Consider the following 20,461-nt stretch of genomic DNA (forward strand, 5'->3'; position numbering starts at 1 on the left):
CCGGTCCCAGGCGGCTCAGGTCACTGTCGAAGCCGCTAAAAGCGCCTGCGTATAACCATGCGCAGGCGCTTGCAACACTTGCAGCGTGTCGCCGCTTTCCACTATTTCCCCTGACTTCATGACCACCACCCGATGAGCCATTGCGCGCATCACGGCGAGATCGTGCGTAATGAATAAATAGCTCAGCGTGTACTTCTTTTGCAGCCGCGTGAGCAACGCGAGGACTTGCTGCTGGATCGATACATCGAGCGCGCTGGTGGGTTCGTCGAGGACCAGCAATTCCGGTTCGACCGCCAGCGCCCGTGCAATTGCAATCCGTTGACGCTGCCCGCCGGAGAATTCGTGCGGATAACGCGGCATGACGTCGGCGGGCATGCCTACCTCTTCCAGCAACGCAGCCACGCGCTGCCGCCGCTCGGCGGGCGTCACTTCCGGACGATGCAAAGCGATCCCTTCGCCCACCACTTGTTCAATCGTCATTCGCGGCGAGAGCGAGCCGAACGGGTCCTGAAAGACAACTTGCAAGCGCTTCGATGCCATGCGCCGCGAGCTTGTGCTTTTCAGTGTGGAAAGCGGCTGCCCGTCGATATGAATAAACCCTTCGGCCGGCTGTTGCAAGCCGAGAATAGTGGCGGCGAGTGTCGATTTTCCGGAACCCGATTCGCCCACGATGCCAAGCGTTTCGCCGCGCTTTAACGTAATGTCGATATTTTTCAGCGCGCGAAACGACGACCGCGTGAACGTCGACTTCCAGCCCTTCGACGGCATCCGGTAATCGACCGCAAGCCCCTGCACTTCGAGCAGGCGTCGCGCATTCGATGCAACCGGCTCGACATCGCGCGCAGGCTCGCTATCGAGCAAGCGTTGCGTATAAGGATGCTGCGGATTCGCGAACAGTTCAGCGGTCGAATTGGTTTCCACCAGCACGCCCTTCTCCATCACCGCCACGCGCTGCGCGAAGCGCTTCACGAGGTTCAAGTCGTGCGTGATCAGCAGTACCGCCATGCCTCTGTCCGCCGCTTCCTGCTCCTGCAACTCAATCAGCAAATCCACAATTTGCTGCCGCACGGTGACGTCGAGCGCGGTCGTGGCTTCGTCGGCGAGCAGCAAACGCGGACGGCATGCAAGCGCCATGGCGATCATCGCGCGTTGCCGCTGGCCGCCGGAAAGCTGATGCGGAAAACTGTCGATACGTCGTTCCGGTTCGGGAATTCCGGTACGGCGCAAGAGCTCGATACCTCGCTCGCGCGCCGCGTTCGGCCGCATGCCCTCATGCAGCCGCAAGCTTTCGGCAATCTGCTTGCCGATGGTAAATAGCGGATTGAGCGCGGTCATCGGCTCCTGGAAGACCATGGCGACGTCGCGGCCGCGAATGCCGCGCCATTGCTGCTCGCTTTTACGCAGCAGGTCGTCGCCGTCGAGCAGGATCCGGCCGCTCTGCCGTGCGTCTTCGACCAGTCCGAGAATCGACAAAGCCGTCACGCTCTTGCCCGATCCGGACTCACCGACCAGTGCAACACGCTCACCGCGTGCAATAGAAAGATTCAAATCCTGGACGACGGTTTTATCGCCGAAGCGGATGGAGAGGTGGTCTAGTTGCAGTAGGGCCTGAGTCACTTTTGCGCGCCTCCGAATGCAGAACCGCGCTTGCGGGTATCGAGCGCATTGCGTAACGCATCGCCCATGAAGGTCAGCAATAACAACGTCACCACGAGCGTCCCGAACGCCGCGCCGGATATCCACCACGCGTCCAGATTGTTCTTGCCCTGTGCAAGCAGTTCGCCCAGGCTCGGCGTGGGCGCGGGCACACCCAGCCCCAGAAAATCGAGGCTGGTCAGCGCAAGAATGGCCGCGCTCATGCGAAACGGCAGGAAGGTGATCACCGGCGTAAGACTGTTCGGCAACACGTGACGCCACATGATCTGCGCATTCGACAAACCCATTGTGCGAGCCGCCTTCACATAATCGAGCGACCGGTTACGCAGGAATTCGGCGCGTACGTAGTCCGACAGCGTGAGCCATCCGAACATTGAAAGGAGGATAAATAACAGCCAGAGCGTAGGTTCGAATATCGAGGCGAAAATGATCAGCAAATAAAGATCCGGCATGGAGCTCCATATTTCGATCAGCCGCTGCCCGATCAGATCGGTCCGTCCGCCGTAGAAACCCTGCACTGCGCCCGTCAGGACGCCCAGCAAGACGCCCGAGACGGTGAGTGCGAGCGCCATGAGCACAGAGAGCCGGAAGCCGTACAGCAAGCGCGAAAGGACGTCGCGGCCGAATTGATCGGTGCCTAGCCAGTTCGCCGCTGAAGGCCTCGCCGGATTCGGAGAATTGGCGAAATAATCGACCGTGTCGTAGTGAAAACGGACCGGTGGAAAGATTGCGAAATTGCCGTTCGATTCAAGGCGCTCGCGTATGTAGGGATCGAGATAGTTTGCGCGCGCGGGAAAATCTCCGCCGAAGGTCTTCTCCGAATAGTTCTTGAAAATGGGAAAATAATATTGACCCTCGTACTGGATCACGAGGGGCTTGTCGTTCGCAATCACCTCGCCGAGCAAGCTGATCAGGAACAGGGACGCGAACAGGATCGTGCTCCAGTAGCCCAGGCGTTGAGCCTTGAAGCGCAACCATATGCGCTTGCCGGGGGAAATCGACGGCGGCTGGGCTTGCGAGGCGAGCCCGCCGGCTGTCTCAGCGGTCCAGGCGGTCGAACTGGATACGGGGGTCGACGAGGACATAGCAGACGTCCGTAATTAGCTTGGTCACGAGACCAATCAGGGTGAATAAATAGAGCGAACCCAGCACGACGGGGTAGTCGCGGCGGATCACCGAGTCGTAGGAAAGCTGGCCCATGCCGTCGAGCGAGAACAGCGTCTCGATCAGCAGATTGCCGTTCAGGAACGCGCCGATAAACGCAGCGGGCAAGCCAGTCAGCAGCGGGATCATTGCGTTGCGCAGCACGTGTTTCCACAGTACGTCGCGTTGCGGCGCGCCTTTTGCGCGCGCGGTCAGCACGTACTGCCGGCTGATTTCCTCAAGGAACGTGTTCTTCGTGAGGAAGGTGACGATCGCAAAATGGCCGACCACGGCCGCCGTGACCGGCATCGCGATATGCCACAAGTAGTCGAGTACCTTGCCCGCGATACTGAGTTGGTCGAAGTCATCGGAGGTGAGGCCGCGCATGGGAAAGACTTGCCACAAGGTGCCTCCGCCAAACAACATCAGCAGCAGCACGCCGAGCACGAAACCGGGTATGGCGTAGCCGGTCAGCACCAGAATGGTCGTGACGGTATCGAAGCGTGAACCGTTGCGCACGGCCTTCGAGATCCCCAGCGGCACTGCAATGAGGTAGGTCAGCAGCACGGTCCAGAGGCCGAGCGTGATGGACACCGGCAGCTTCGACCGGATCACGTCCCATACGCTTTGATGCTGGTAATAAGACTGCCCCAGGTTGAAGCTCGCATAGTTTCTCAGCATGAGGAAATAGCGGACTAGCGGCGGTTTATCAAAGCCGAACTCTTTCTTCAATTGCTCGACTTGCTGCGGGTCTACGCCCTGGCTGCCGTGATACCCACCCCCTCCGCCGGCTTCGCCGCCTTGATTTCCGCCGTGGCGCATTTGCACCATCACCTGTTCAACCGGTCCGCCCGGCACGAACTGCGTGACAACAAACGTAAGCGTGAGCACGCCGATCAGCGTGGGGATCATCAACAATAAACGTCTGAGAATATAGGTTGTCATGGTGCTTGGGTCGATGTGAACTGAGCAGAGTTTGGCTTCACGAACCAGTAACTGATCAACCAGTCCTCGGTACCGTACGAGCGCGGAATGACCTCCGGATGTCCCATGCGCGACCGGTAGCCGACACGCGAATTTGGCGCGTAATACTCCGGCACGAGGTAGTAATCGTTGATCATTACCCGGTCAAGTGCGCGGGTTGCCGTTTCGAGTTCGCCCAGCGTTTGAGCCTTGAGCGCCGCATCGATCATGGCGTCGACGGCTTTCGACTTCGCACCGGGATAATTCTCCGAGCCGGTCTCCGATGCCGCTGCACTGCCAAAACGCCGCGTCAGTTCATTGCCGGGAATCGTGACCGGATCATATATATGGGTGATCATGTCGTAGTCGAACGTGCTCACGCGCTTTTCAAAGAGCGCGCTGTCGAGTTCCCGCATGCGCGCCTGAATGCCGAGCGTTTGCAACTGCCGCACGTACGGCATGATGATCCCGTCCATGCCCGGCTGGTTGTCGATAATTTCTATGGTCATGGGCGTGCCCGCTGCATTGCGCAACGCCCCGTCGCGATAATGCCAACCTGCCTTATTCAGCAACGCTTGAGCTGCGCGCAAATTGCCGCGCAGCGAGTTCGGCGGCAACGTGTTGGGTGGCTGGATCATTGGACCGAATACAGCGGGCGGGAGGCTCGATCTATACGGTTCGAGAAGCGCGAGTTGCTTCGCGTCGGGCAGACCGGTCGCGCCAAAAGGACTGTCCTGGAAATAGCTGCCCGTACGACGGTATTGATTGTAGAAGTAGAGGCGGTTCAGCCAGTCGTAATCGAACGCCATGGTCAGCGCCTGACGCACGCGACGGTCCGCGAACTGCGGCTTGCGCATGTTGAAAATCAGGCCTTGCATTCGCGCCGGACCATTCGGAAAAGCTTCTTTCCTGAGCGTCCCGTTATTGAAATTCTTGCCGACATATTTGCGCGCCCACGAGGACGACGAATACTCCACGCGCATATCCACGCGGCCCGCCTTGAAGTCTTCGCGAGACGAATACGCGTCTGCGAACAAGCGAAACGTAATGCGCTTGAAACGATACATGCCGCGCCGCGAAGGCAGGTCCGCCGCCCAATAATCCGGATTGCGCGTGTAGGTAATCTGCTTGTCGTTCTTGCGCTGTTCGATCAGATACGGGCCGCTGGCGATCGGCGGCACGTTCGCAATCTGATCGAACGGCGGGCGCGTGCCGTCCGCTTTCATGCCCCACTTCGGCGAGAAAACGGGCAGGTCGCCCGCGATCAACGGGGCATCGCGGCGCGCTTCCTTGAAGTCGAAGCGCACGCTCAGTTTATCAACCACGGTAGCGCTCGAAATATTTGCGAACTGCGAGTTGAAGATTGGCGAAACCTTCGGGCTTAGCAGCGTGTCCAGCGAATACTTGACGTCAGCGGCGGTAATCGGATCGCCGTTGGAAAAGCGCGCGCCGGGATTGATATGGAACGTCGCGGACTTGCCATCGGCGGCCACTTCAACGTCGTCGGCAATCAATGCATATTGCGAGGCCAGCTCGTCCCAGCTCCGCTGCATCAGCGTGTCGAACATCAGGTTCTTCAGGTCGGGCGCAGGGGCGCCGCGGATGAGAAACGGGTTCATCGAATCGTAGCTTTGCGCTGCATCGTAGTTCTGAAAAATCATGTCCCCGTCATTCGGCGCACCGGGATCGGCATAGTCGAAATGCGTGAAATTCTCCGGGTATTTAGGCGCGTCGTACTGCGCGATCGATGCCTTTCCGAACGCCGGACTCGCGAGCACAAGTCCGGCCAGCAACATCAAACGGAACAGCGGTCCTGCGTCAGTCATCGTCGCTCGCTTGGGTCTTGAACGAGAACTCCACTTCACCCACGTAGGGCTGCGGGTTTTTCTCACATTTATATTGTTTTCCCGCGGTCATGACCGCTTCGTTGAAAACAGTCGTAGGCGGTGTCACGCGAACGATCTGCACGCCGCTCACCTGGCCATCGGTTCCTATGGATAGGCGCGCGATCACGCTGGCCGAAATACCCTGCTCCAGCGCCCGACGCGGAATCTGTGGCTGCACCGACTGGCAATGGCCCCGGCCATCGACTACGCCATGCAAGCCGGGAGCCGGCGCGGGCGCAGCACCGGTTGCAGCAGTCGGTGTGGATGGCGTGGCGTTCGCCGGTCCGGTCGCCAATGCGGGCGCATTCGCTGACGGATCGGCCGCTGCGGGAATCTCGGCTTCCTTCGGCGTCGCTGCAGGCTTCGCGGGCGGTGGCTTGGGCACAGGCTGCGGCCTGGGCGTGGGCTGCGGCTTCTCGACAGGTTTCGGCGCGGGCGGCGGTTCGATCTTCTTAACCTCGGGCGGCGGCGGTGGCGGTGGTGGCGGCGGAGCCATGCGCACGCGCATCTCCTTCGGCGGCGGCGGCGCGTCGGGTGTGAAGTTCACGTGCGAGATGCCCGCGATCATCAGCAACTCGACGACGAGCGCCGCGCCGACGGCCAGCTTCATCGGAATGTGATGCTCGCGCGCGACGCTCTTCGACGCCCACAGCGCTCCGCTCAACGGCTCGCGCGGCGTGTTTATCAGGTGGACTGGCGCGTTCATGCTGCTGGATTCGTCGCCAGTGCCACAGAGCTGATGCCGGCTGCGCGCACCAGGTCCATGACATGAATGATGTTCTTGTAGCTCGTGCCTTCATCGCCGGAAATTGCCACATCGACCTTCGTGGAGTCGCCCAGCAAGCCCTTCAAATGCGCCGTGAGTTCGTCCTCGGTGACCTGCCTGGCGTCGAGGTAAAGCTCGTCCGTCTTGGTGATGCCGATCGTGACCTTGATGGTCTGCTGCAACTGCTCGGCGGTGCTCGATTGCGGCAAGTCCAGCTTGATGCCCGCGCCCTGAATCATCTTGAGCGTGGCGAGCATGAAGAAAACCAGCAGGAACATCATGATGTCGATCATCGGAATGATCTCGATGCGTGCCTTCTCTTCCGCGCCCAGGTAATGACTGCGGTGATTTCTACTCATCTCAAACCTCTTCTAATTCGATACAGCGGCACACAGCCGGCAGCGCAGGCAACGCTTACGCAGCGATCTCAGGACGGATGTCAGCCGTGCGGCTAACCGGCGCGGAAAAACGCGACACCAGCAGCGACTTGATCAGATCGAACTGATTCACCGTCATGCGAATGCGCTTGTTGAAGTAGTTGAGGAAGATCACGCAAATAATCGCGATCACCAGACCGCAGGCCGTTGCCGTCAGTGCATGGCCGATACCGCCGGTCACGCCGTTCGGGTTGGACGCACCGCTTTCGCCCAGCACATTGAACGACTCCACCATGCCGATGATCGTGCCGAGCAGACCGAGCAGCGGCCCGAGCGTCACGGCCGTGTCGAGGACCCACAGGTTGCGGTCGAGGCGCGGCATCTGGAACATGATCGTTTCTTCGATCTCGCGTTCGACCACGGCTTCGGCGCGGCCATTGACCTTCATCGCGCTGCGCACAAGTTCAGCCTGCACCGTGGTTTCGTAGTGCTTCACGACCTTCGCTGCGTCCTCAGGATGATTCGCCTTGAGCAGCTTGAGATCGTGCTCGATGGTCTTGCCGGCGCGCACGGCTTTCGTGAAGAACACCAGACGCTCAATGATGACGGCCATGCCGAGCAAGAAGATGACTCCCAGAAGAGGGATAAGGCCCATCGACTGGACGGAATAGTTGATCAGGGTTTGCAGCACTGCGGTCTCCGGTTGAGGACAAAAAAATGCTAATCAGTTTGGGAATAACGGTGTTTTCTCTTTACCGCCGCCGACATTGAACGTTGGCGAAAAGCGCAAGGCACTAAGCAACCGCCATGCCAACCGAAACTGAATTTTTGTCCAACCTGATCTTAGGATTGCAATAACGCCTTGATTTTACGGCGCATTAAGAAATCATCGAATCGCACCCATGCAGCTGAAAATAGAGCGTGCCATTCGCCGCTCTTAATAACACAAAGCCACACGACTGCAATCACGGTTTTTTTAGCTGCTCCCAAAGACGGGATCACGTTATTCGTGCAAACAACTCCCCAATTTTGGGCGAACGAAAGCAATTTGTAATATTATATTATTGCATATATGCTTATTCTGATCACCAGAAATACCATTCAATTTCCGCGCTCGGCCCGTAGACGCTTATCCCTTTAGGGGTGGGCCTTCTACGGCACTATCACATAAGCGTATAGGTTATGCTTATACTCTGCACCGGCAACAAGATTTAGCCGATTTATTCCGCATCACGTCCCAATGCACTACACATTCTTACTTTTCCCTTTCTAGGTGCATTTAATGCACCATTAGTATAAATCTCGATAATAAAAATATCTTCAATACATCAACACGAAACAGTAATTTTGTGGTAATAAAATTGAAATGTTCATAACTTGATAATGATTTGGCACAATTTTTAAAATAACAAAAAAGTGCATCATTTCAATTTCTTACAGCAGAATTAAATAGCAAAATCCTGCCTTCATCGATTATCTCTTGCGCAAATTGGCACAACTCGTGCTCTTGATGCTGCCGCTTCATCAACGGCGTTATTCAACACCTATTTAGATTGCGCCTTGACTGCCGATGCTCACCGGCGTGCACCAGCGACGGACCTCAAACGAAGTGCGAAGCAACACGCCGGCGATATCGCGTGACCGTTCGGGCAATCCGCCGGGAACGACATGGTTCATTCGATCAAATATGCTCACTGACAAGAGGGAGAGCACGTGAAACAGAAGAGATTGGTAACGGCGATCAAGGGCATTATTGGCGCCGAACTCGTGCTGAGCGCCGCGTTTATTCCGATGGCGTACGCACAAAGCAGCGACCAGAGCACAGCAGCAGGTACTACGGGCACCACTACGGTCGGAGCGCCTGCCGCTGCGACCAAGCTGGAGAAAGTCGAAGTCACGGGCTCGTTGATCCGCACCTCGGACAAGGTCGGCACGGCTGAAGTCCAGACGATAACTACTAAGGATATCGAACAAAGTGGCTACACGACCGTGGCCGATTTCCTGCGCGGCATTTCCGCCAACTCAGGCAGCAGCTGGTCACAATCGACCACCAACACGACCGCGCCTGGCGGTGCAGGCATCGCGCTGCGCGGCCTCAGCGAAAAATACACGCTGGTGCTGGTCGACGGCCAGCGCGTGGCCAACTACGCGAACGCGGTGAACTTCACCGACACCTTCTTCGACGTCAACTCGATCCCGCTGAACATCATCGACCGCGTTGAAGTCGTGAAGTCGGGCGCCGTGTCGCAATACGGCTCCGACGCCATTGCGGGCGTGGTCAACATCATTACGAAGAAGACGTATCAAGGTCTTCAGATCGACGGACAGCTCGGCAAGGCGCAACACCCGGGCGACGGACAAGGCAACTTCAGCGTGCTCGGCGGCTTCGGCAATCTCGGCACCGACCGCTACAACATTACGGGCGCGGTGAGCTGGTACCGCGACACGGGTTCGAAATTCGGCGACCGCGACGCCACGAGCGATCAGTCCTTCGCCGGCCGCGATGGCGGCCCGACCGCGCCGCTGACCAACCAGCAATCGTTCTGGACCACGCCGGGCGGCAAAGTTCCCCTGACTCCTTGCCTGCCGGGACAAACCACTGACCGTACGGGCAACACTTGTGTGATCAGCACCGCTAACGCCTTGTCGCTCATGCCGGCCACCACACGCCTTAACGCCAAGCTGCGCGGCACGGTTCAGGTCACCGACGACATCCAGGCCTATGCCGACTTGTGGGCAAGCCGCAATGAAACGGTCCAGGCGCTCGGCTATACCGGGATGACCTCGTCGTCGAACGTATGGGATCCGACGACCAATTCGATCCTGCCACTGAACCGCACCGTGCCGGCTTCCAACCCGTACAACCCGTTCGGCGTTGCGACCCCGCTCAGCTACATCTTCCCGACCTCAATGGTCGGCGTGGATGCGGTATCGACGTACTGGAAGGCATCGACAGGCGTGAAGGGCTCGTTCACCACGCCGAAGTTCGGCGACTGGGACTGGAAACTCGATGCAGGCCACTCGCAAAGCACGGTCAGCAGCACGTACTTCAACTCGCTCAACGTAGCAGGCATCCAGAACGTGCTGAACAACGGCACGTATAACTTCGCCAACCCGTCTGCTACGCCGAACGGTTTGAACGGCCTGTTCCAGAACGACTACCAGTTGTCCATTTCGAAGCTCGATGCTGTGTCGGCACAAGCTTCCACGGGCAATCTGTTCACGCTGCCCGCAGGCAACGTAGGTCTTGGTCTGGGTACGGAGTTCCGCCACGAAAGTTCGGTGATCAATCCCCGCACGTATTCGAGCCTGGGCATTGTGGCGCCGGCCAACATCCAATCGGTCGACGGCTCGCGCAACGTGGCAGCCGTGTTCTATCAGGTTGATATTCCGATCTTTCGCGCGCTGACGTTCACGCAATCGGGACGCTACGACCACTACAGCGACTTCGGCGGCGCGTTCTCCCCAAGCTTCGCGCTGCGATACCAGCCGGTTCAGGCACTGACCGGATTCGCTTCGTACAGCCGCGGTTTCCGCGCGCCGACGCTGGTTGAAAACTCGCAAGCGTCGTATATCGGTCGTCAGACGCTGAACGATCCGTTCGCACCGGGTGGTCCGGCTAACATCGCGGCCACCGAATTGTCGAACGGCAATCCGAACCTGCAACCGGAACGCACGAAGAACTTCAACCTTGGCTTCGCGTTGTCGCCGGACAGCACGACGGATATCGGCGGCGGCTTCTACAAGATCACCATCGACGGCGTGATCGGCACGTCAGATCCGCAAGCGCTGCTCAACGCGAACAATCCGGCCAGCGTGGTGCGCAATCCGGACGGGTCGCTGGGCTATATCAAGATGCCTTTCGTGAACCTCGGCTCGCTCGATACCGATGGCTTCGACTTCAACTGGCGCAAGACGCTCGGCACCGCGTTCGGCAACTTCACGCTGGCCGGCGACTGGCAATACGTGTGGCACTACAAGCTGCGCTCGCCGGGTGCCGACACGCAAGATCTCGCGGGCAACAACCTGGCTCTGAACCAGCCGTTCGGCGCATCGAATCCGCGCTGGAAGGGCAACACGAGCTTGTCGTGGGACTATCGCCGCTTCCTCACGACGCTCTCGTGGCAGTACACGGGTCCGTACGCGAACACGATTGCGTCGTCCAACGACGACCGCGGTTCGTACGGCGTGGGTTCGTATAGTCAGTTCAACTTGTACACAAGCTATCGCGGCTTCAAGAACTGGACCGTTTATGGCGGCATCAACAACGTGTTCGACAAGCGTCCGCCGTTCGACGTCGTATGGACGGAAGGCCAGAACCAGAGCGGTTATGACTCGTCGCTGTACAGCGCAATTGGCCGCACGTTCCAGATCGGCGCTACATACCGCTTCAAATAAGCTCTAGCTTTTTATAGCGCTTGAATCTGTCCGGGGCACGAAGGTTTTCGTGTCCCGGACAGTGCGTTTATGCCCCTGCTTTTTGCTCAACCGCAATCCCAAGTACGCTTGAACGAGCGAAACCCATGGCTTCTTCAGCTTAGCCCTGGGCAGGCTCGAACGGTACGGCCTCCCGGCTGGCCATCATCGTGATCCATTGCTCAAATGCCATGACGGCGTCATCGCCGGCGCGATCGGCATTGATCACTAGCGCGTAGTCGGCGGCGCGCCATGTTGGCGCTGCAATCGGACACACGAGGCGCCCCGCGGCAAGGTCGCGCCCTATCAGCGGCAGCGATGCCAGTGTTACACCCAGACCCTCCACGGCTGCGGCAAGCTGGAGGTTCACGTGGTCGAACTCGGCATGACGGGCAGCCCGCAGGTCGGGCGCACCGGCTTCCTGAAGCCAGTGCGCCCAGGCTGTGCGCGTACTGGCGGAATGCAGCAGGGTGTGATGGCGAAGATCTGTCACTTCCTGTATCGGATGCTGGCGCAGCAGTGCAGGGCTGCAGGCGGGCAGACGCAAGTCGGCCATCAGCGTGCGCGACACGACGCCAGCGCCTTGTTCGGGTCCGGAGCGAACCCCGATGTCGAAGGCGTCGCCGATATAGCGCAACTTGCGCGATGTGGTCGACACCCGCACGTCGATGTCGGGGTAACGCGTCTGAAAGTCGGCCAGACGCGGCAGTAGCCAGCACAGCGCGAAACTCGCCGGCACATTCACACGCACGATGCCCGATACCCGGCGCGTAAATTCATCGTGGCGCAGCCGCGCCGCCGCGGCGCCCAGGCGCTCGAACGCGTTGCTCACATCGTTCAGCAGCGCAGCGCCTTCATCGGTAAGCACAACGCCGCGCGGGCGGCGCTCGAACAACGGCAAGCCGAACCAGTCTTCCAGCAACCTGATCTGCTTTCCGACGGCCCAGTGGGTGACATGCAAATCGGTTGCGGCGCCGGCGAAGCTGCCGTGACGGGCTACCGCTTCGAAATTGCGCAACGCGTTAAGTGGCGGCAGCTTGTCGCGATCCTTTTCAGTGCCTTTGTCTCTATTCATGGCGTGACTTTTTTTCTCCGTTGACGCGATATTAGCTCAATTGAACTGCATCGTCGTCCGGTCATAAAATTGCCACATGGAGCCTGAACGCGCCACGGCGACTTGCCTTTCCGGGTTGCCTCGTGAGAAGAGAATTTATATGCCCTTGCCACTTCTTTCCCTATTGCCCGCACAGCAGGTCGATTCCGCCGGCCTGCCGGTCGCCCCGTCACGCTCTCGCGTGCTCTGGCTTTCATGCGTCGCGCACGCGATGCACGATGGCTACACAGACATGATCTATGCGTTGTTACCCGTTTGGCAGGCCGACTTCGGTCTTGATTTTGCCGCCCTGGCTATCCTGCGCGGTATCTATGCCGGCACGATGGCCACGCTCCAACTGCCTGCCGGGCGCCTGGCGCAATGGCTGGGCAGTCGGGCCACGCTGGCCCTCGGCACCCTGTTGGCTGCGCTCGGCTATGCGGTTGCGGGGATGTCAGGCGGCCTGCTCGGCCTGTGCGTGGCCTTGGCTATTTCGGGCAGCGGTTCGAGCACGCAACACCCCATCGCCTCGGGCGCCGTCTCTCGTATCTACGGGCGCAATGCCAGAGGACCTCTAAGCATCTACAATTTTTCCGGAGACCTCGGTAAATCCGCACTGCCAGCTGCCATTTCGCTGCTCGTGACCATGATGCCGTGGCGTCATGCGTTGTGGATTGTGTCTGCATTGGGCTGCGTAATTGCCGCGGTCATCGCGCTATTTTTCCCGTCAATACCGCGCGACGCACCGGTGGACGTAAATGCGCCTGGCCACGGTCGCAGCACCGTGGGAACAGGTTTTTCCCTTCTGTTCGCGATTGGCGTGCTCGACACAGCCGTGCGTATGGGGCTGCTCACCTTCTTGCCGTTCTTGCTCAAGACAAAAGGCGTCTCGCTGCCGATGGTGGGGACCGCGCTGGCGCTGGTCTTTATCGGTGGTGCGGCCGGCAAGTTCGCTTGCGGCTGGCTTGGCGCACGCATGGGAGTGATAGGCACGGTGCTGGTCACCGAGGGCGGCACGGCGGCCTGCATCGTCGCCGTGATGTTTCTGCCACTGGCGCTCACCATGGTGCTGCTGCCGCTCCTGGGCATGATGCTCAACGGCACCTCCTCCGTGCTTTATGGAACAGTTCCGGAAATGGCGGCCCCCGAGCGTACTGAGCGCGCATTCGCGTTGTTTTACACGGGGACGATAGCGTCGGGTGCGATCTCACCGGTCATCTATGGCTTTCTTGGCGACCGGATCGGCGTACACGGCGCTACTTTTGCCACGGCTCTGACCGCGTTGGCGATCTTTCCGCTGGCGATCGCACTGCGCTCGCATCTGGCACCCGAGGAAAGACCGTGAGCACAGGCCGCGATAATTATCAGGTACATCCTCAGCATGACAACCATTCAACAAGGAAATACTCCACCCATGGCAAATACATTGGTTATCACCGGAGCGAGCCGCGGGATCGGCGCAGCGACCGCGAAGCTTGCAGCCAGGCACGGCTTTGCGGTGTGCGTCGGTTATCGAGCCGACGTGGAGGCTGCTGAGCGCGTGGTAGCCGACATCAAGGCTGCGGGGGGCAGCGCGATCGCCGTCCACGTGGATGTCGCAAATGAGGAGGACGTGATCGCACTCTTCGAAACAGCGGAGCGCAACTTAGGCCCTATCGTTGGGCTGGTCAACAATGCGGCCATGAACGAGCGCCACAGCCGGGTAGAGGATTACTCACACGCCCGGTTACAACGCATATTCGCGGTGAATGCAATAGGTCCATTCCTGTGTTCGCGAGAGGCGGTTCGCCGGATGGCAACGAGCCACGGAGGGGCGGGCGGCGCCATCGTCAATGTATCTTCCTCCTCAGCCCAGATGGGCTCCCCCAACGAATACGTCGATTACGCCGCGACCAAGGGCGCACTGGAAACAATGACGATCGGCTTGTCAAAGGAGGTCGCGCGCGACGGCATTCGTGTGAATGGCGTGCGTCCCGGCCATATCTACACCGACATACATGCCAGCGGCGGCGAGCCGGGGCGGGTCGATCGCCTGAAGAGCACCATCCCGATGGGTCGCGGCGGCCAGCCGGAGGAAGTGGCTGAGGCCATCGTCTGGTTGTTAAGTGACAAAGCGTCGTTCGTGACAGGCGGCTTTGTTAATGTTAATGGAGGGAAATGAACAAGGCATCAGTGCTGCAGAAGCATCGCCATGTTCTGATGCCGTGGCCGGTCCAGGCGAACCACGGCTCGAACTCGATCTGGGGACCAGCGAGCATCCGTTTCGAAACAGAATGCTACTCATGGTCTGGCTCCCGACTGAAGCTGATGTCTGAATTCATTTGATATCCTCAGCGCGATGACACGAGAGCTCGCGGCCATCCACCACCCGCAGCTTTGGTTCTTCGGCTCGGCAGCGGCCGATGGCATACGGACAGCGCTGATGAAACGCGCAGCCTGACGGCCGCGCCTGCGTTGTGCTCGGGAATTTCCGCTAGCAACGCTTCGGTGTACGGATGATGTGGCGCAGCGAAGATATCGGGCACGCGATTGGTTTCAATGACCTTGCCCGCATACATCACCGCGACACGTCGAGCGACTTCCGACACGACGGCGAGGTCGTGCGAAATCAGTACAAGCGCCATGCCCCGCTCCTTCTGCAAACTGACGAGCAGTGCATTGCCTGCAAGAGATAAATCCTCGCCGAAACAGCGGTCAAGACGTCCATCTGGGCCACCGTCGAAACGGCTATTCGAGCGCGGCTCCAATCGCCTCGGAACGACGAGCTTTGCCGGCAGAAGTCGCTGGTGTCAGCCTCGAAACGCTCGAAGATGACACTCCCGCTATACACTGACACCCTTTCAATGCCGCCAACGCCATGTCTGCAGAACAACCAACTGACGAGCAGCACAAGAACGCGACCCCATTTAAACGCGAGCCGGTGCCTGATTTACCCCGAAAACTGCCGACCGGGTCTAACGGCATCGAACCGGCGGTCGCCACCGGCTTTTGCGGGTTGATGCTTGATGCCGGTGCCTGGGCTTTCACGCGTGACAAAAGCGGAGACTTCTTCCCCGCGCTCACGCCCATTTGCATGGTTGCGGGCGCTATCCTTACCACGATCAGTGTCGTATTGTTCGGTCTTGTCTGGCTCAGGCGCCAACGCGCTTTGCGCTCAAAATGATCGTACTTGGCTGGTGTGGCGGGCTCACCTTGTCTGGAATAAATCGATCGTGCCGGTTCATGACACGTCCAGCGCGGTGCCGCGACATCGACATTCGGTAGTTGCGCAGGTTTGTCCCCAGCCGCTTGCCGCGCGCCAGAGCGTGCTTCGTCACGAAGCTGCCAAGCGAGGTTCGCGGTGCCGGCCGCCGGGTTCGAATCCGGAAGATGACAAACGGCAATACCCCGCAGTATTTTGCGCTGCTATCCTTCGCCGCATCCTCTTCATGCCGGGCCGGCGCCTTCCCGACCGCGTTCCACGACGCGCATCAATCTCAAAGCCGGCGAGAGGTATGACACCCGTTTCATATCTCGTGGGAGTACCGCCATGCTGCGATCGTTCGACCAACTCTGTCAGCCGGCCGACAAGGACCTGCTGGTCGCGGCCGACGGCGGGCACGCGACGCTCACCGGCGGCGGCACCTACTCGATGCCGTGGCACTGGCACGATTGTCTGATGTTCATCCTGCCGAGTCACGGCGCCGTCGAGCTTCGGCATGAAGACCAGCGCGCGGGCACCTGGCTGTCGCAGGATCGCTTCGCAGTCGTGCCCCCGGGGCGGGCGCATCAGACCCGGGCGGGATGCGCGACACACACGCACGTCGCTGTCTACGTGACCGAGGACGCGCTGCGTAAGCTCGATGCCGGGGTCGGCTCACTCGGTGAATTCCGCCGTCGCACGCGCATCCCTCTCCTCATGCGCCGAACCTCCTCGATCCGTGCGCTACAGGAACTATCGCTGCGCAACGACATGGGGACCTATGGCGGCCCAACCATGCGCCAGGCACTGTCGTCGGCCTTGCTGATGCAGTGCATCGGCGAGGTCATTGCCGGCAAGACGGTGCCGGGGGCTTCGCCGGGAGAGCACGGCATGGCGCTGGTTGCCGACCTCGAAGCCTTCGTGACCCGCCATGCCGATCAGGACATTCCGCTCGACGCCCTGGAAGAACGCTTCGGCATCTCCCGCCGTCACATTACGCGTCTGTTTCGCGAAGGCACCGGCCTCTCGATCGGCGAGTTCCAGCAGCGCATGCGTTACGAGAATGCCTGCCGGCTGCTCGCCGAAACGGACCTGCCGGTCGGCGAGGTGGCGTTCCGAGTCGGCTTCGAAAGCGGTGCGGCCCTGGCGCGCGCAATGCGCCGCATCGGCGGCCATTCGCCCTCTGACCTGCGCACGAGAATGGCCCGTTCGGTCAAAAGCTAGGGCCCGCTCGAGCGCGCGGCGCGCCGCCGATCCCCGTAATCTGACCGGATGGAAACACACTCCCCGGTCGGCGGGGCTCATACCGTCATGCCCCAGCGCCACACAGTCGAACTCGTCAGCGTGTTCGCCGCCGGTCCCGGAGGCGGAAACCCGGCGCCCATCGTGGTCGATGCCGCCGGCATGTCCGACGCGCAAATGCAGGAGGTGGCCCGGCACTACGGCCACGAAAGCGGCTTCGTCTTCCCGGCGCCGCCCGGCTCCGAGTGCGATTTCGAGTTTCGTTTCTGGGTTCCTAACCACGAGATGTCGATGTGCGGACACGCCACGGTCGGCGCGGTCTGGCTGCTCCATCAAAGTGGGCGATTGCAGCGCGACCGGCTGACCATCCACACCCTCAGCGGCCAGGTCGGGATCCGCATCACCGGACACACGGCCGAGGGCGCCGCGGTCGAGATTTCCCAGCCCGTGGGCCGTATCGAGCCATTGGAGGAGGCGCAACTCGGCCGGGACGAAATCCTCGACGTGCTCGGCCTCAGCGGCGCGCAACTGGCGCCCCTGCCGATCCAGAACGCCTGCACAAGCCGGGTCAAGACGCTGATTCCGCTCGCCAGCACCACCGATCTCGACGCCCTTCAGCCGCGCTTCGAGAAAATCGAGGCACTGTGCGAGCGGATCGGCTCGACTGGCCTCTATCCCTATGCCACCTTCGACGCGGGCCGGCAAATCTTCGACGCCCGGCAGTTTCCGCGCGCCTCGGGTTATCCGGAAGACGCGGCCACCGGGATCGCGGCCTCCGCGCTGTCTTTCGGTCTCCTCGCCAATGGCATGGTGGAAGCGTCCGCGCGGACCATCACGATCCGCCAGGGACGCGCGATGAAACGCCCGTCGCAGATCTCGATACGCTTCAGTCTCGACCACGGCCGCCCGGATGGCTGCTGGCTGGGCGGTCCGGTTCGCTTCGAAGCGCACGGCGGAGCCCCATCATGACGATCGATATCGCCAGCCGGCTGGCGCAACTGGGCATGACGCTGCCGCCTGCGCCGTCGCCGCGAGGCGCCTACGTCGGTGCGGTGATCCACGATGGCATCGCTTACATCAGCGGCCAGGTCAGCCGTGTCGGCGAGGAGGTTATCGCCGGACCGGTCGATCGCGATACGCCGCCCGAGCTCATCCGGCGCGCGGCACGGGTCTGCGTGCTGCGCGCCCTGAGCGTGCTCGTCGCGACGCTGCCGGTCACGGCGGCGGCCGACCGCATCCTGTTCCTGCGCGGCTTCGTCAATGCCGTGCCCGGCTTCGTGAACCACAGCCAGGTCATGGATGAAGCCTCGACCCTGCTCCACGAAATCTTCGGCGAAAACGGCCGGCATGCGAGATCGGCACTCGGCGTTGCCAGCCTGCCGGGCAACGGCTTGCTCGAAATCGAACTCACTGTCGCGTTGACGCCTGTGTCTGGTCCAGGTGACGCGGGAACGCTCCGGCATCCGCATCAACGCCGGTCATAACGAAACGCCAGGCCATAACAAACACCGGACCGCCGTGGAAACGCCAGGCCCGGCACGATTCCCTTACCGTGGAGGAAGAACCATGAATCGCCGTCAACTGCTGCAACTCAGCCTGGCAGCCGCGCCTGCCATCCTGCTGTCCCGTTCCGTCCGGGCTGCCGACGCCGAACTGGTCGTCGGCTCCAACGTAGGCGCGCCGCCGTTCGCGTTCAAGCAGGGCGACACCTATACCGGCTTCGACGTCGAAGTCTGGAACGAGATCGCGAAGGGGCTGAACCGCCGATGGCGCCTGCAACCGATGGAGTTCGGCGCGCTGATCCCGGCGCTTCAGACTCGCAACATCGACGTAATCGTGTCTCAGCTATTCATCAAGCCGGAGCGCCAGCAAGTTATCGATTTTTCCGATCCGTACTATAAAAGCGGCCTGATCGCGCTGACCCGCATCGACAATGACACCATCCACACGCCGGCCGATCTTGCCGGCAAACACATCGGCACCGAAACGGGCACGCTCGCGGTCGGCTACGTCAAGGAGCACATCAAGGACGCGACGCTCGAGCAGTTGCCCAGCATCAACAACGCGCTGCTTGCGCTGGAGGCCGGCCGCACCGATGCAGTCATCTACGACAAACCCCTGTTGCTCTACTACGCCAACAACGCCGGCAAGAACAAGGTAAGGGTCGTGCTGCCGGCTCTGGAGGGCCTCGACGTCGGCATCGGCTTCCAGAAAGGCAGCCCGCTGGTCGCCGCGGCCAACCTTCAGCTCGCCGCCATGAAGGCCGACGGACGGCTCCAGGCGCTCAACCGGAAATGGTTCGGCGAGGCGTCGTCATGAGCTTTGACTGGGCGGCGGTCATTGCCGCGCTGCCGGACCTGCTGCAAGGCCTTCGGCTCACCCTCCTGATCGCGCTGGCCGGGCTGGCCGGGGGCGTCGTGCTCGGCATGCTCGCGGGCGTGGCGCTGACCTACGGCGGCCGGCTAGCCGTCGTCCCGGCCCAGATCTACGTTGCCTTGATTCGCGGCACGCCGATCGTGGTCCAGGTGATGTTCGTCTACTTCGCACTGCCGATCATGATGGATATCCGTATCAGTGCGACCAGCGCCGCCATCATCACCCTGATCGTCAACGCGGGCGCGTACAACGCGGAGATCATCCGCGGCGCGCTCGACGGCGTGCCGGCCGGACTGCGCGAGGCCGGTCTCGCGATGGGGCTTCCGTTTCACAGCGTGCTGGTTCACGTCATCACCCCTATCGCCTTTCGGCGCGCACTGCCGGCAATGGGCAACCAGTTCGTCAACCTGGTCAAGGACACGTCGATCTTTCTCGTCATCGGCGTCGGCGAACTGACCCGGCGAGGGCAGGAAATCATGGCCGAGAATTTTCGGGCGGTCGAGATCTGGACTGCGGTCGCGGTCATCTACCTGCTCGTGATCAGCATGCTCGCGCTGGGTCTGCAAGTGCTCGAACGGAGAGTACGCCTGCCATGAGCATGATCGAATTTCAGCAAGCCTCGAAGCGCTTCGGCTCCCACGTCGTTCTGCATCCGCTCGACCTCGCGATTGAACGGGGAGAAGTCGCGGTTATCGTCGGGCCGTCCGGGTCTGGCAAGTCGACGATGCTACGTTGCATCAACGGACTCGAAAAAATCAGCGACGGCGACCTGCGCGTCGACGACATCAGTGTGCTGGGTTCCGCGCGCGACGTCAGGCGCATCAGGCTCGAAGCCGGTATGGTGTTCCAGCAGTTCAATCTCTTTCCGAACCTGACGGCGATGCAGAACGTCATGTTCGGACCGATCCGGGCGCGCGGCCAAACGCGGGCGGAAGCGCGCGAGATCGCCACCGCGCTTCTGCAGAAAGTCGGTCTGTCCGAGCGGATGCATCACTATCCGTCGCAGCTTTCCGGCGGTCAGCAGCAACGCGTCGCAATTGCGCGGGCACTCGCCGTCCAGCCCAAGCTGATGCTGTTCGACGAGCCGACTTCGGCGCTCGATCCGGAATTGCGCCAGGAAGTCCTCAAGGTCATGCAGACGCTCGCCAGCGAGGGCATGACGATGGTCGTCGTCACTCACGAAATGGGCTTTGCGCAACGCGTCGGTTCCCGCCTGCTCTTCATGGAAGCCGGCCGCGTGGTGCACGACGGCAATCCCGTCGAGATGCTGTCGGCGTCGCCGGGAGAACGCTTCCGCGAGTTCCTGCAGCACGTTCATTGATCCCCTCGCTTTTTCACAACCGCACGCCATGGGAGTCTGCA

18 protein-coding genes and 1 pseudogene are annotated in these 20,461 nt (G+C 60.6%); 10 read left to right on the plus strand and 9 right to left on the minus strand.

Translation table 11 applies throughout. The features are described from left to right. Nucleotides 1–15 precede the first annotated feature (15 nt). The 7 genes from HB376_RS19030 to HB376_RS19060 are packed head-to-tail and all read right to left on the minus strand — an operon-like array spanning nucleotide 16 to nucleotide 7,482. Nucleotides 16–1,617 (minus strand): dipeptide ABC transporter ATP-binding protein, encoded by a 1,602-nt coding sequence (locus HB376_RS19030; protein ID WP_346730526.1) that lies wholly within the window; start codon nucleotides 1,615–1,617, stop codon nucleotides 16–18. Beyond that, the gene (locus HB376_RS19035) at nucleotides 1,614–2,741 is read right to left on the minus strand and encodes an ABC transporter permease (RefSeq protein ID WP_213765217.1); all 1,128 of its coding nucleotides are present in this window, start codon (nucleotides 2,739–2,741) and stop codon (nucleotides 1,614–1,616) included. The genes HB376_RS19030 and HB376_RS19035 overlap by 4 nt, the downstream gene beginning before the upstream one ends. After that, a complete protein-coding gene (locus tag HB376_RS19040; RefSeq protein WP_213765218.1) occupies nucleotides 2,695–3,744 on the minus strand; it encodes an ABC transporter permease subunit in 1,050 nt (349 codons plus the stop codon). Before HB376_RS19040 ends, HB376_RS19035 begins: the two co-directional genes overlap by 47 nt. Then, entirely contained in the window at nucleotides 3,741–5,558 is a 1,818-nt protein-coding gene (locus tag HB376_RS19045) for an extracellular solute-binding protein (protein ID WP_255631440.1), read from the minus strand. Before HB376_RS19045 ends, HB376_RS19040 begins: the two co-directional genes overlap by 4 nt. A 22-nt stretch (nucleotides 5,559–5,580) precedes the next feature. Next, nucleotides 5,581–6,354, minus strand: coding sequence for an energy transducer TonB (locus HB376_RS19050; RefSeq protein WP_213765220.1), 774 nt, complete (start codon nucleotides 6,352–6,354; stop codon nucleotides 5,581–5,583). Beyond that, entirely contained in the window at nucleotides 6,351–6,773 is a 423-nt protein-coding gene (locus tag HB376_RS19055) for a biopolymer transporter ExbD (protein ID WP_213765221.1), read from the minus strand. The genes HB376_RS19050 and HB376_RS19055 overlap by 4 nt, the downstream gene beginning before the upstream one ends. A 55-nt stretch (nucleotides 6,774–6,828) precedes the next feature. Beyond that, nucleotides 6,829–7,482, minus strand: coding sequence for a MotA/TolQ/ExbB proton channel family protein (locus HB376_RS19060; RefSeq protein WP_213765222.1), 654 nt, complete (start codon nucleotides 7,480–7,482; stop codon nucleotides 6,829–6,831). Between the two features lie 1,022 nt (nucleotides 7,483–8,504). Here HB376_RS19060 and HB376_RS19065 point away from each other — a divergent pair. Continuing rightward, nucleotides 8,505–11,189, plus strand: a complete 2,685-nt coding sequence (locus HB376_RS19065; protein WP_213765223.1) for a TonB-dependent receptor — start codon at nucleotides 8,505–8,507, stop codon at nucleotides 11,187–11,189. Nucleotides 11,190–11,328: 139 nt separating this feature from the next. Here HB376_RS19065 and gcvA read toward each other — a convergent pair whose 3' ends face one another. After that, nucleotides 11,329–12,282 (minus strand): transcriptional regulator GcvA, encoded by a 954-nt coding sequence (gene gcvA / locus HB376_RS19070; RefSeq protein WP_213765224.1) that lies wholly within the window; start codon nucleotides 12,280–12,282, stop codon nucleotides 11,329–11,331. A 139-nt stretch (nucleotides 12,283–12,421) separates the two neighbouring features. Here gcvA and HB376_RS19075 point away from each other — a divergent pair, with 139 nt between their 5' ends. Further along, complete coding sequence (locus HB376_RS19075) at nucleotides 12,422–13,645, plus strand: MFS transporter (RefSeq protein WP_213765298.1); 1,224 nt, start codon at nucleotides 12,422–12,424, stop codon at nucleotides 13,643–13,645. A 69-nt stretch (nucleotides 13,646–13,714) separates the two neighbouring features. Continuing rightward, entirely contained in the window at nucleotides 13,715–14,461 is a 747-nt protein-coding gene (locus tag HB376_RS19080) for an SDR family oxidoreductase (RefSeq protein ID WP_213765225.1), read from the plus strand. Nucleotides 14,462–14,701: 240 nt separating this feature from the next. Here the strand turns inward: HB376_RS19080 and dppD are convergent. Beyond that, nucleotides 14,702–14,954 (minus strand): annotated as a pseudogene (gene dppD, locus HB376_RS19085) (dipeptide ABC transporter ATP-binding protein DppD); the annotation flags it as partial. Nucleotides 14,955–15,157: 203 nt separating this feature from the next. On the opposite strand from dppD, the gene HB376_RS19090 reads away from it, so the two are divergent. From HB376_RS19090 to glnQ, 7 genes are all read left to right on the plus strand, one after another. Then, nucleotides 15,158–15,463 carry a hypothetical protein gene (locus HB376_RS19090; protein WP_213765226.1) on the plus strand — a complete coding sequence of 102 codons (306 nt, stop codon included), beginning with the start codon at nucleotides 15,158–15,160 and terminating at the stop codon, nucleotides 15,461–15,463. A 366-nt stretch (nucleotides 15,464–15,829) separates the two neighbouring features. After that, nucleotides 15,830–16,705: an AraC family transcriptional regulator gene (locus HB376_RS19095; RefSeq protein WP_213765227.1), complete on the plus strand. Its 876-nt coding sequence runs from the start codon at nucleotides 15,830–15,832 to the stop codon at nucleotides 16,703–16,705. Between the two features lie 87 nt (nucleotides 16,706–16,792). Beyond that, a complete protein-coding gene (locus HB376_RS19100) occupies nucleotides 16,793–17,692 on the plus strand; it encodes a PhzF family phenazine biosynthesis protein (RefSeq protein ID WP_213765228.1) in 900 nt (299 codons plus the stop codon). Further along, the gene (locus tag HB376_RS19105; RefSeq protein ID WP_213765229.1) at nucleotides 17,689–18,207 is read left to right on the plus strand and encodes a RidA family protein; all 519 of its coding nucleotides are present in this window, start codon (nucleotides 17,689–17,691) and stop codon (nucleotides 18,205–18,207) included. The genes HB376_RS19100 and HB376_RS19105 overlap by 4 nt, the downstream gene beginning before the upstream one ends. Nucleotides 18,208–18,289: 82 nt before the next feature. Continuing rightward, nucleotides 18,290–19,042: a transporter substrate-binding domain-containing protein gene (locus tag HB376_RS19110; protein WP_213765230.1), complete on the plus strand. Its 753-nt coding sequence runs from the start codon at nucleotides 18,290–18,292 to the stop codon at nucleotides 19,040–19,042. After that, nucleotides 19,039–19,695 (plus strand): glutamine ABC transporter permease GlnP, encoded by a 657-nt coding sequence (gene glnP / locus HB376_RS19115; protein ID WP_213765231.1) that lies wholly within the window; start codon nucleotides 19,039–19,041, stop codon nucleotides 19,693–19,695. Before HB376_RS19110 ends, glnP begins: the two co-directional genes overlap by 4 nt. Then, nucleotides 19,692–20,420: a glutamine ABC transporter ATP-binding protein GlnQ gene (gene glnQ / locus HB376_RS19120; RefSeq protein ID WP_276572813.1), complete on the plus strand. Its 729-nt coding sequence runs from the start codon at nucleotides 19,692–19,694 to the stop codon at nucleotides 20,418–20,420. The genes glnP and glnQ overlap by 4 nt, the downstream gene beginning before the upstream one ends. Nucleotides 20,421–20,461: the final 41 nt, after the last annotated feature.

Origin of the sequence: Caballeronia sp. dw_19 (assembly GCF_018449515.1) — a bacterium.
In the GTDB taxonomy this organism is placed as follows: Bacteria; Pseudomonadota; Gammaproteobacteria; order Burkholderiales; family Burkholderiaceae; genus Caballeronia.